Genomic DNA, 11,585 nt, shown 5'->3' on the forward strand with positions numbered 1-11,585 from the left:
TGCCCCAGGGAGCCGCCATGACCACCGCCGCCGATCTCATCATCCACAACGCCCGCCTCTACACCGTCGACCCGCACCAGCCATGGGCCAGCGCCGTGGCCGTGCAGGGCGAGCGCATCCTCTGCGTGGGCGACCACGCCAGCGTCATGGCCCATGCCGGCCCCGCCACACGCTTGCTGGACGCCGCCGGCAAGCTGGTGCTGCCAGGCTTCGTCGAGTCGCACTGGCACTTCTCCAGCACCGCCTTCGCCTTCCAGGCACTGGTCAACCACGAAGACCCGCATGAGGTGCTGGCGCTGCTCAAGCGCTACGTGGCAGCCAACCCCGGCGAAAAGGCCATCACCGGCATGGGCTGGATCCAGCCGCTGATGCCGGCCGACATGCTGCGCCGCGAAGTGCTCGACGCCATCTGCCCGGACAAGCCGGTGTGCCTGCTGTCCACCGACTACCACACCATGTGGGTCAACACCTACGCGCTCAAGGCCGCCGGCATCGACCGCGACACCCCGGCCGTGGAAGAAGGCGCCAGCTGGTTCGAAAAGGACCCGGTCAGCGGCGAGCCCACGGGCGTGATCATCGACTGCGCGGCCTATTCGTTGCTGATGCAACGGCTGAGCGAAGCCGGCTACCTGCCAACCGGCATCGACCTGTACCTGCGCTCGATCCCGTTCTGGCAAGAGAAACTGGTCGCCGCCGGCATCACCACCGTGTTCGATGCCGGCTTCCTCGACCCGGCCGGCGACCAGACCTTGCTCTACGAAACCTTGCAGCAACTGGAGCGCGAAGAGCGCCTGAAACTGCGCGTGGTCGGCAGCTACATCAACATGGGCACCGAGGATGACCCGGTGGCCATCCTGCAAGGCATGCGCCGCCGCTACGACTCGCCGCTGGTGAAAGCGCAGACCCTGAAACTGATGCTCGACGGCACCGAGCTGAACCACACCGCGTTCTTGCTCGAACCCTACTGCGACAAGCCGCACTGCGGCTCGACGACCATGCCCGAAGCGGTGTTCGAACAGCACGTGCGCCAGGCCGATGCCGCCGGTATCGACGTGATGGTGCACGCCGTGGGCGATGCGGCCGTGCGCATGGCGCTGGACGTGTTCGAACGGACCTTCGCCAGCAACCCGCCACGCGACCGCCGCCATGTGATCACCCACGCCTTCCTCACCCACCCCGACGACATCCCGCGTTTTCGCCGTATCGGGGTCATGGCCAACACCCAGCTGCAATGGGGCGTGGTCGATGCCTACGCCGAGGCGATCCAGCAGTCGTACGGCTTCAAGCGCTGGGCCTCGATGTACAAGTTCCGCACCTTCATCGACCAGGGCGTGACCGTGTCGATCGGCATGGACGGCCTGGTCTGCCAGTGCCGTTGCCAGCACAAGCCGGTGGAGCACATCGAATCGGGCCACACCCGCCAGCTCAGTGGCGAGCCGAATGCGCCGGTGATGCCCGATGCCGACGAGCGCCTGAGCATTCCGCAACTGATCGCCGCCTACACCCTCAACGGCGCCTACCAGCTCGGGCTGGAAAAGGAGATTGGCTCGATCACCGCCGGCAAGCGCGCCGACATCATCATCCTCGAGCAGGACCTGTTCGAGCTCGACCGCTATGAGATCGGCAAGACCGATGTGGCGCTGACCCTGATGAACGGCCGCATCACCCACGACGCAGGCACCCTCCCCCACGCCTGAACCGCTGCGCCACCCGGGAAACTCCAATGCACAACAACAAGAAAAACCTGCTGCTGCGTGCCGCCCTGATCTACATCGCCGCCACGGCGCTGATCATCATTGGCGTGCAGCCGATCTTCATCGGCCTGCTGGCCGAACGGCTGAACCTCGACCTGAGCCAGCAAGGCTGGATCCTGTCCAGCGAAATGACCGGCACCTTGCTCGGCAGCCTGTTGCTGCCGTTGCTGGGCCGGCGCTTCGGTGGCCGCGGCCTGTACCTGGCGGGCGCCTGCGCCGCGCTGGCGCTCAACCTGCTCAGTGCCGCGCTGGATTCACTGGCAGCGCTGGTGCTGTGCCGGCTGGCGTGCGGCGTTGCCACCGGCGTGCTGTATGCCGGCGCCATCAGCGGGCTGGGGCGCTTGCCCGGGCAGGATCGCTCATATGGATTGTCGTTGCTGATCCAGACGGCCGTGTTCGCCCTGTACGCCACCTGCATGCCACAGCTGGCGCAGATGATCGGCAATCAAGGCGCCGTGGCCAGCATCGGCTTCTGGTTCGTGCTGATCGCCCTGGTCGCGCTGGCCATTCCGCAACGGCTGCACCGCGAGGCACCGGTGCCGGTGACCCAGCGTGGCGCAGGCTGTGCCACCCTCGGGCGCTATGCCCTGCTGGGGATGCTGTGCCTGCAACTGGCGATCTATTGCATCTGGGGCTTTGTCGACCAACTGGCCCGCGGGCGTGGCATCAGCCCGCTGGATGTCGGCTGGGCATTCGGCCTGGGGATCCTCGGCGGCTTGCCCGGCGGGGCCTTGCCCAGCGTGCTGGGGGCACGGGTGCGGCGTGGGCCGATGATCGGCTTCGGCTCACTGCTGGTGCTGCTGTCGATCGTGTTGCTGGCGCGCCATGCAGCGAATGCCGGGCAGCTGTGCGTGGCGCTGTTCCTGATGAACTTTGGCTGGGTGCTGGCGCTGACCTACTACATGGGCGCCATTGCCACCAACGACCCGCGCGGCACGTTGACGCCCTGGGTGAGCATCCTGCAGGTGGCGGCGGCGGCGCTGGCCCCGGCGTTCGTGGCCTTGCAGCAGCAGAGCCCTGGGCACGAGGCGATCTTTGTCAGTGCCGGGGTGGCGGTGGTGCTGGGGGTTGTGCTCAAGTGTATGGCTGGGGTAGCGCAACGCCGACACAGTCGGCCTGCCAACCCCTTCCCACAGTAACTGCCAGGGCCGACCGACATGCGCATTGCCATTCCCGATGACTACCAGAACGTGATCCGCTCACTGGACTGCTTCAAGCGCCTGGCGGGGCATGACGTCAGCGTGTTTCACGACAAGCAGCCCGCCTCGCTGGACGCGCTGGCCGCACGCTTCGCCGACGCCGACGCCCTGGTCCTCACCCGTGAACGCACGCGCATCGATGCTGCCCTGCTCGACCGGCTGCCGAACCTCAAGCTGATCAGCCAGACCGGCAAGGTCGCCGGCCATCTGGACCTTGAAGCCTGCACCGCCCGCGGCATCGTCGTCACCGAGGGCCGCGGCTCGCCGGTGGCGCCGGCCGAACTGGCCTGGACACTGATCCTCAATGCCCGGCGCCAGCTGGTGCCGGCGATCGATGCGTTCAGGCAAGGCCAGTGGCAGGTCAACCTGGGCCAGGCCGTGGCCGGCCAGGTGCTGGGGATCTGGGGCTACGGCAAGATCGGCCAGCGCCTGGCACGCTATGCCCAGGCGTTCGACATGCCGGTGCTGGTGTGGGGCAGCGAAGGCAGCCGGGCGGCGGCCGAGGCGGATGGGCACCGGGCGGCGACAGCGCGCGAGGCGTTCTTTGCCGAGGCGGACATCGTCAGCCTGAACCTGCGGCTGTCCGAGCTCACCCGCCACCGGGTGACCTTCGAGGACCTTTCACGGATGAAGCCCGATGCCCTGCTGGTGAACGTCAGCCGCGCCGAACTGGTTGCTCCGGGGGCCCTGCTCCAGGCACTGGATGCGGGAAGGCCGGGCTTCGCAGCGGTGGATGTGTTCGAGCAAGAACCCGTTCTGGACCCGAGTCATCCCCTGCTCAGGCATCCGCGTGTGCTGTGTACCCCTCATCTGGGGTATGTAGAAAAGAACGGCTACGAGCTGTACTTCGGTGATGCCTTCGACAATGTGCTGGCATTTACCCAGGGCGCGCCGAAGAACGTGGCCAATCCGAGCGCCTTGCACGTGCCTCGCTGACAGCACTTGCAATTACACACCCACGCCGCAACAATGCGAACAATTCCCAGTTAGGTTATGGATTGATCTCTATGTCGGCGCTCGATGACGCGGCTATGCACCGGCTGTACAGCGAAAACAGCGGCTGGCTGAAGCACTGGCTTCGCATGCGCCTGGGCAATGCCGCCGATGCGGCCGACCTGGCCCACGACACCTTCCTGCGGGTGATGACGGCACGCAGCCAACTGCCCATCCGTGAGCCGCGCAGCTACCTGAGCGCCATCGCCCGCTCGCTGCTGATCGACAAGGTACGCCGCCGCGCCATCGAGCAGGCCTACCTGCAAGCGCTGGCACTGCGCCCGGAACCGGTCGAAGTGTCGCCGGAAATCCGCCTGTCCATCATCGAAATGCTGGTCACGATCGACAGCGTGCTCGATGAACTGGGTGCGCGCACCCGCGACATCTTCCTTGCCGTGCAACTGGAAGGGCTGACCTATGCGGCGGCGGCGGACCGTTTCGGCGTGTCGGTGACCACGGTGAAGAACCACCTTATCCGCGCCATGACCCGCTGCCTGCTGCTGGTCGAGGCCTGAACCCTTGAGGCTCGAAACCCTCGAAGCCGCCGCCACCTGGTACGTGCAGCTCAACGATGGCGCCGCCGACCTCGCCCGTGCCCGCGCCTGGCGCCAGTGGCTGGAAGCCAGCCCAGAGCATGCCGCGGCCTGGGCGCGGGTCGAGAAACTGCAGCAACAATGGGCCCTGCTACCTGCACAGGCGGCACTCAAAGGCCTGGGGGCCGCCCAGGCACAACGCCGTGACGTGCTCAAGGTGCTCGGCCTGCTGCTGGCCATGGGCGGCGGCAGCTGGCTGGCGGCCGAGCAGGTGCCTTATCGCGCCTTGCTCGCCCAGCAACGCACGGGCACGGGCGAACGGCGTTCGCTACAGCTGGAGGACGGGTCCAGGTTGGCCTTGAACGTCGATACCGCGCTGGACGTGCGCTTTGACACGAAACTGCGCACGATCCAGCTGTATGGCGGCGAAATGCTGCTCAGCGCATCCCGGGACCTGCAGCAGCGGCCTTTCATCGTGCATACGCAAGACGGCAGCATCGTTGCCTGGGACGCTGAATTCAGCGTGCGCAAACTGCCCGAGCAAACCCGCGTCGGCGTGCTCCAGGCTGGCGTCGAAGTGCGCTCGCAGCACCACCTCGAGCGCCCGCTGCAACTGCAGCCAGGGCAACAGGTCAGCTTCGATCGCGATCACATCGACACTGTCCAGGCGGTGCCCGCGGACTCGACGGCCTGGCAGCACGGCATGCTCAGCGTCAATGACTGGCGCCTGGGCGACTTCATCGAAGAACTGGGGCGTTACCGGCCCGGCGTGCTGCGCTGTGCCCCGTCGATTCGCGCGCTGAGCATTTCCGGCGCGTTCCGCATCGACGATACCGACATTGCCCTGGCCAACCTCGACCGGACCCTGCCCGTGCGGGTGCGTTACCTGAGCCGCTTCTGGGTGAGTGTGGAGCCTGCCTGAACCGCCCGTGGAAAAAACTTCACTGCGAAACTTGCTGATTTCGATTCTCGTCCGTCCCTGACACAAGCCGCGACGACAGCGACTTTCTGCCATGACACGGAAGGATCACGCAATGCCCCATGTACACCCCACCCCAGCCCGCACACTGAGCCAGGCCGTGCGCCGGGTGCTGCTCGGCCTGTCCCTGGCCAGCACCGCCGGTTTGCTGCTGATGCCCGGCAACGCCACGGCCCAGAGCCAGACCACTTTCCATGTGGCCGCCGGGCCACTGGCCAATGCCATCACCCAGTTCGGGGTGCAGGCCGGCGTTACTGTTTCGTTCGCTACCGAACAGGCACGTCACCTGACCAGCAATGGCCTGGAGGGCAGCTACAGCATCGACGAAGGCCTTGCCCGCTTGCTCGGCAACAGCGGCCTGCAGGCCCGGCGCCTCGGCAACGTGGGTTATGTGCTGGTACCGGCCAGCGATGGCGCGGCGATGGAGCTCGGGCCCTTGAACATCGATGCCAACCGGCTCGATGCAACCAGTGAAGGCACCCAGTCGTACACCGCCCGCGCAGTGACCATCGGCAAAGGCGTGCATACGCTGAAGGAAACGCCACAGGCGGTCACCGTGATGACCCGCAAGATGCTTGACGACCAGAACCTCAACACCCTCGAACAGGTGCTGGACAAGACCCCAGGCATCACCGTGTACGACTCGCCCATGGGCGGCAAGTACTTCTACTCGCGTGGCTTCAACCTCGACGGCCAGTACCAGTACGACGGCGTGCCGCTGGACGTGGGTGGCAACTACGTGCAAGCCAACAGCTTCTCCAGCGACATGGCGTTCTATGACCGGGTCGAAGTGCTCAAGGGGGCGGCCGGCATGATGAAAGGCTCCGGATCATCCGCTGGCGGCGTGAACTTTGTACGCAAGCGCGGCCAGGAACAGGCCACCACCAGCCTGACCCTGTCCGCCGGCACCTGGGACAACTACCGCAGCCAGGTCGACGTCGGCGGCCCGCTGAACGATTCGGGCAGCGTGCGCGGCCGCGCCGTGGCAGCCGTGCAGGATCGCCAGTACTTCTACGACCATGCCAACCGCCAGGATCAGGTGTACTACGGCGCCCTCGACTGGGATGTGACACCCGACACCACCCTGGGCGTAGGCCTGGCCTATGAAGATGTCGATGCCTCGCCCTGCTACCACGGCCTGCCGCGCTACGCCGACGGCAGCGACCTCAAGCTGTCGCGCTCCACCTGCCTGGGTGCCAGCTGGAACAGCCTGCAAAGCCAGCGCGTCACCGGCTTCGCCGACCTCAAGCATTATTTCAACGATGACTGGTCGTTGAACTTCGCCTCGGTCTACACCCATAACGACCAGGACATCGAGTACGGCTATGCCGAAGGTACGGTCCCGGTCGGTGCCGGCAGCGCCAGCATGAAACGCTACGCCGGCAACTTCGACTACGACCAGACCGATTACGGCTTCGATAGCTATGTCGATGGCAAATTCGAAGCCTTCGGCCTGCAGCACGAGGTGATCATCGGTGCCAACGCCAGCCGCCAGAAGACCCACGACTATTTCGCCCTGATGTCACTGAGCGGCAGCCAGAACCCCTTCGATCCGTCGGCGAACTTCCCCCACCCGTCCTCGGCAGATTATCGGGTCAACCCGATCCGCGGTGGCAGCGAGCCGACCGACTCCACCACCACCCAATACGGCACCTACGCCAACCTGCGCCTGAAACTGGCAGAGCCGTTGACCTTGGTGCTCGGTGCGCGGGTGAGCGGGTACCGCAACAAGAGCGACTCGTACACCCAGGCCTACGATTACTGGGTGCACAATCGCAGCGAGGAAAACGGCCAGGTCACGCCGTTCGCCGCCGTACTCTACGACCTCAACCCGCAATGGACCGCCTACGCCAGCTACGCCGACATCTTCCAGCCACAGAGCAACCTGGTAGACGCCCAGGGCCAGGCCCTGCAGCCGAAGACCGGCGCCAACTACGAAATCGGCATCAAGGGAGAACTGCTCGATGGCGCTCTGAACACCTCGTTCAACCTGTTCCGCACCGTCGAAGAACACCGCGCCGAAACCGACTACAACGACACCTGCCTGGGCTCGGGCGACGGCTATTGCTACACCGACAGCGGCAAGGTGCGCGCCCAGGGCTTCGAGGCCGAGATCAGCGGCGCGCCGGTCGAACGCCTGCAACTGCTGGCCGGGTACACCTACACCCAGACCAAGTACCTGAAGACCCTCAACGACACCGACCCGACCGAGCTGACCTTCACCTCCAGTTTCATTCCGCGGCACATGCTCAAGGTCTGGGGGGATTACCAGCTGGACGGCGCACTGGAACGCTGGACGCTGGGCGCCGGGCTGAACAGCCAGAGCGAGAACTTCCGCAAGACCGGCAGTACCCAGGTGGTCCAGCCGGGCTACACCGTGTGGAACGGCCGCGTGCAGTACCGCATCGACCCGCACTGGACCGTCGCGCTCAACGGCAACAACCTGTTCGACAAGAAGTACTACGCCACCATCGGTGCACCCGCGTGGGGTAACTTCTATGGCGAACCGCGCAACTTCATGGTCACCCTGCAAGGCACGTTCTAAGGGTTGGCACGGCTCAGGCCTTGTCAGGCAAGGCCATATGCAACAACGGGAACGGCCGCCCTTCGCCGTCCAGCGGCGAACGCCCGGTCTGCACGAAGCCGTAATGGCGGTAGAAGCCCACTGCCTGCGGATTCTGCTCGTTCACGTCAACACTCAGGGTATCGCGCGTATCACGGCAGAAATCCAGCAACGCACGACCAATGCCCTGACCGCGCCGGTCGGGGTCGATGAAGAGCATTTCCACATGGTTTTCATTGAGTCCGATAAAGCCCAGCGGCTTGTCGTCGGGGACGACCGCCACCCATAGCTCGACGGCAGGCAGGTAGACATCGCGCAGTTGCGGCAGCAGCGCGTCGATGTCGGATGCCTGCAGGAAGTGATGCGTCGCGCGCACAGCGCGCAGCCAGATGTCGATCAGCATTGGGTGGTCGGCAGCGATGGCTTGGCGAATGATCATGAACGCTTCCTGATTGGTCCGATGCAGGATTATCGATGCGCCTGGCCTTGCCGGTAAAGCGGGTTACTGCGCTGGCGCCTGCTCCTGAGCGGCGGCACCGAACGACACGTAGTACGCCAGGCCGACGAAGATCGCCCCGCCCACCGCATTGCCCAGGAACACCGCGACCAGGTTGTGCACCAGCGCCTCCCAGCTCAGGTAGCCGGCAAAGATCGCGGCCGGGATCAGGAACATGTTGGCCACCACGTGCTGGAAGCCGATGGCGACGAACGCCATGATCGGGAACCAGATGCCGAGGATCTTGCCGCTCATTTCACGGCTGGCATAGGCCAGCCATACCGCCAGGCACACCAGCCAGTTGCAGCCGATGCCGGAGACGAAGGCATGGACGAAATCGGCGCTGGCCTTGCTGGTGGCGGCGGCCACGGTCTTGTCCAGGTAGGCGCCTTCGGTCAGGCCGAGCAGGTGGCCGAAGAAGTAGGCCACGAACAGCGCACCCAGCAGGTTGGCCAGGGTCACCAGCAGCCAGTTGCGCGCCACGGCCGCCAGGCGGATGCGCCCGGCGAACATGGCCAAGGGCAGGCTCATCATGTTGCCGGTGAGCAGCTCGCCGCCTGCAAGGATCACCAGGATCAGGCCGATGGGAAACACCGCGGCACCGAGCAGGTTGCCCAGCGAAGCCCACTGCCCGGGAATCATCGCGCTGACATGGATGGCCAGGATGAAGCCCATGGAGATGAAGCCGCCGGCGAGGAAACCGAGGATGAGCAGCGCGCGGGTGGGCAATTGGGCTTTCTTGGTACCGGCCTCGATGACGAGCTCGGTGATCCGGGAGGGGGCATTGACAGACATTTCGGTAACTCGAACGCAGGGACGACGGACCACGCCCAGGGGCATGCCGGAAGTCGGGAATTTACGGATTGCGGGGGTGCGACAGAGGGGGTTCAGGGGGTAGGCAAAACAGGGGGTCTCTGGGGCTGCTACGAAGAGCCGCGCACGTTACTGAGGCAGAATGTCGCAGTCAAATTGATAGGGTGGATGGGTTGATAGATGGGGTCGATCAGGGGTGTTTGCCTCAACACCTTCAGCGCCTGTGAGATCGAGCGCCGCCCGCGCGGCGCTCGATCTCACAGGCGCTGAAGGTGTTGAGGCAAACAATTGCGCGAAACGGGTTACACTGCCCGCCGTCATGGAAGCCGACAGGACAAGGAATGCTCTTCTCTTCTACAGCGCAGGTGCGCCGCGCCTGGGTGCGCTGGGTGCAAGCCGCAGCGCTGATGCATCTGCTGATAGGCCTGGGCCTGACCTGGGCCGGCCATAGCCCGCTGCTGGGCACCTACCAACTGAGCATCGAGCAGGCCTTCTGGGGCCAGGCAGCGCCAGCGCCTGCCCGTGAGCAGCAGGTGTGGTGGCTGGCGCTGTTCGGCGCCACCTTGCAAAGCTACTCACTGTACATGCTCGGCCTGATCCATCTGGGCGACCGTCTGCGCAGCCACAGCGCCTGGGCCTGGCTGGCATTCGGCATCGTGCTGTGGGCACCGCAGGACATGCTGGTGTCGTTGCAGGCCGGGATGTGGTCGCACCTGGTCATCGATGGCCTGGCCCTGCTCGCCCTGCTGCCGCCGCTGCTGTGGCTGTATCGCCACGACCGCCCCACCCCCACTTTGAAAGGACTTGAACGTGGCTGAACTGCCGATCCTGACCTGGGCCCTGAACCTGCTGCTGATCCAAGGCTTGCTTGGCGCGCTGGACACTATTTACCACCATGAACTGACCGTGGCCCTGCCCCAGCGCTACAGCGCGCGGCTGGAGTTGGCGATCCACGCGGTGCGCTCGTGCTGCTACGGCATCCTGTTCCTGGGCATCGCCCATGTGGCCTTCCAGGGCGTCTGGGCGGTCATCGTGGCGCTGGTCTTCACCCTGGAAATCGGCCTGACCCTGTGGGACTTCGTGGTCGAGGACCGCAGCCGCAAGCTGCCGGCCATCGAGCGCATCATGCATACCGTGCTGGCGATCAATGCTGGCGCCTTCTTCGCCTTGTACGGCCTGCAGCTGCTGCAGTGGTCGAGCCTGCCCAGCGGCCTGGTGGCCATCGACCTCGGCTGGCGCGGCTGGTTGCTGACCCTGTTCGCTATCGGCGTGACCGCGTCGGGCATTCGCGATGCGCTGGCAACCTTGCGCATGCAACGCCAGGGGCAGCCGGCCAACCCGTTTGCCGGCGGGGCCTACCAGCAGGTGCTGGTCACCGGCGGCACGGGTTTCATCGGCGAAACCCTGGTCAACCAGCTGCTCGATGCCGGCCACAGCGTCAGCGTGCTGGCCCGCGACCCACTGCGCGCCGCCTACCTGTTCGACGGCCGCGCCCGCTGCCTGCGCAGCCTCGACAAACTCGGCCATGACGAACGCTTCGATGTGGTCATCAACCTCGCTGGCGCCCCGGTCGCCGGGCCACGCTGGACGCCACGCCGCCAGGCCCAGCTGCTCGCCAGCCGGGTCGGCACCACCGAGGCCTTGCTGCGCTGGATGCGCCAGGCCCGGCACAAGCCGGCGCTGTGGATCCAGGCCTCGGCCATCGGTTATTACGGCGTGCGCGACGGTAGCCAGCCATTGGACGAAGGCGCCAGCAAAGGCGATGGCTTCATGGCCGAATTGTGCGATCGCTGGGAAGCCTCGGCCAGCCCGGCCAGCGCCCTGGGCGCCCGCCAGGTGGTGCTGCGCCTGGGCGTGGTGTTCGGCCCGGGCGGTGCGCTGACGCCCCTGCTGATGCCGTTTCGCCTGGGCCTGGGCGGGCGCATGGGCGATGGCCAGCAGATCATGAGCTGGGTGCACCGTGACGATGTGCTGGCAGTGATGGCGCGCGCCATGGCCGACAGCGACATGCAGGGCACCTACAACCTGGTCGCGCCCGAGCCGGTCAGCCAGGCCACCTTCGCCCACACTGCTGGTCAACTGCTCAAGCGCCCGGTGTGGCTGCATATCCCGGCAGCACCGGTGCGGGCCCTGGCCGGTGAAATGGCCGAGCTGTTCTTCGACGGCCAGCGCGTGCTGCCAAGCCGCCTGGAGCAGGCCGGCTACCGCTTCCGCTACCCGACCCTGGACAGCGCACTGCGTGACCTGGCCTGAGG

10 protein-coding genes are annotated in these 11,585 nt (G+C 65.7%); 8 read left to right on the forward strand and 2 right to left on the reverse strand.

The features are described 5' to 3' along the window. Positions 1–17: 17 nt before the first annotated feature. From CAF78_RS12490 to CAF78_RS12515, 6 genes are all read left to right on the forward strand, one after another. Positions 18–1,697, forward strand: coding sequence for an amidohydrolase (locus CAF78_RS12490; protein WP_085676007.1), 1,680 nt, complete (start codon positions 18–20; stop codon positions 1,695–1,697). A 26-nt stretch (positions 1,698–1,723) separates the two neighbouring features. After that, positions 1,724–2,893 (forward strand): MFS transporter, encoded by a 1,170-nt coding sequence (locus CAF78_RS12495; protein ID WP_085676008.1) that lies wholly within the window; start codon positions 1,724–1,726, stop codon positions 2,891–2,893. A gap of 18 nt (positions 2,894–2,911) precedes the next feature. Next, positions 2,912–3,889, forward strand: coding sequence for a D-2-hydroxyacid dehydrogenase family protein (locus CAF78_RS12500; RefSeq protein ID WP_085676009.1), 978 nt, complete (start codon positions 2,912–2,914; stop codon positions 3,887–3,889). A gap of 71 nt (positions 3,890–3,960) precedes the next feature. Further along, on the forward strand, positions 3,961–4,461 hold the full coding sequence (locus tag CAF78_RS12505; protein WP_085676010.1) for a sigma-70 family RNA polymerase sigma factor: 501 nt from the start codon (positions 3,961–3,963) through the stop codon (positions 4,459–4,461). A 4-nt stretch (positions 4,462–4,465) separates the two neighbouring features. Beyond that, positions 4,466–5,401, forward strand: coding sequence for a FecR domain-containing protein (locus tag CAF78_RS12510; protein ID WP_085676011.1), 936 nt, complete (start codon positions 4,466–4,468; stop codon positions 5,399–5,401). 112 nt (positions 5,402–5,513) lie between these two features. Then, a complete protein-coding gene (locus CAF78_RS12515) occupies positions 5,514–8,003 on the forward strand; it encodes a TonB-dependent siderophore receptor (protein ID WP_085676012.1) in 2,490 nt (829 codons plus the stop codon). Positions 8,004–8,016: 13 nt separating this feature from the next. Here the strand turns inward: CAF78_RS12515 and CAF78_RS12520 are convergent, their stop codons facing one another. Both CAF78_RS12520 and CAF78_RS12525 read right to left on the reverse strand, forming a co-directional pair. Further along, on the reverse strand, positions 8,017–8,460 hold the full coding sequence (locus CAF78_RS12520) for an acetyltransferase (RefSeq protein WP_085676013.1): 444 nt from the start codon (positions 8,458–8,460) through the stop codon (positions 8,017–8,019). Positions 8,461–8,523: 63 nt separating this feature from the next. Further along, a complete protein-coding gene (locus CAF78_RS12525) occupies positions 8,524–9,312 on the reverse strand; it encodes a formate/nitrite transporter family protein (protein WP_085676014.1) in 789 nt (262 codons plus the stop codon). Positions 9,313–9,671: 359 nt separating this feature from the next. Here CAF78_RS12525 and CAF78_RS12530 point away from each other — a divergent pair, with 359 nt between their 5' ends. Together CAF78_RS12530 and CAF78_RS12535 are read left to right on the forward strand one after the other, a co-directional pair. Then, complete coding sequence (locus CAF78_RS12530; protein WP_085676015.1) at positions 9,672–10,148, forward strand: cell division protein; 477 nt, start codon at positions 9,672–9,674, stop codon at positions 10,146–10,148. Then, entirely contained in the window at positions 10,141–11,583 is a 1,443-nt protein-coding gene (locus CAF78_RS12535) for a TIGR01777 family oxidoreductase (protein ID WP_085676016.1), read from the forward strand. Before CAF78_RS12530 ends, CAF78_RS12535 begins: the two co-directional genes overlap by 8 nt. The last annotated feature ends 2 nt before the right edge of the window (positions 11,584–11,585 follow it).

It is taken from the genome of Pseudomonas sp. R28(2017) (assembly GCF_002112505.1).
Classification (GTDB): Bacteria; Pseudomonadota; Gammaproteobacteria; order Pseudomonadales; family Pseudomonadaceae; genus Aquipseudomonas.

Coding starts and splice junctions, on each gene's coding strand:
- CAF78_RS12490 (WP_085676007.1), top strand. CDS start 18: ATGACCACCGCCGCCGATCTCATCATCCACAACGCCCGCCTCTACACC.
- CAF78_RS12495 (WP_085676008.1), top strand. CDS start 1,724: ATGCACAACAACAAGAAAAACCTGCTGCTGCGTGCCGCCCTGATCTAC.
- CAF78_RS12500 (WP_085676009.1), top strand. CDS start 2,912: ATGCGCATTGCCATTCCCGATGACTACCAGAACGTGATCCGCTCACTG.
- CAF78_RS12505 (WP_085676010.1), top strand. CDS start 3,961: ATGTCGGCGCTCGATGACGCGGCTATGCACCGGCTGTACAGCGAAAAC.
- CAF78_RS12515 (WP_085676012.1), top strand. CDS start 5,514: ATGCCCCATGTACACCCCACCCCAGCCCGCACACTGAGCCAGGCCGTG.
- CAF78_RS12520 (WP_085676013.1), bottom strand. CDS start 8,460: ATGATCATTCGCCAAGCCATCGCTGCCGACCACCCAATGCTGATCGAC.
- CAF78_RS12525 (WP_085676014.1), bottom strand. CDS start 9,312: ATGTCTGTCAATGCCCCCTCCCGGATCACCGAGCTCGTCATCGAGGCC.
- CAF78_RS12530 (WP_085676015.1), top strand. CDS start 9,672: ATGCTCTTCTCTTCTACAGCGCAGGTGCGCCGCGCCTGGGTGCGCTGG.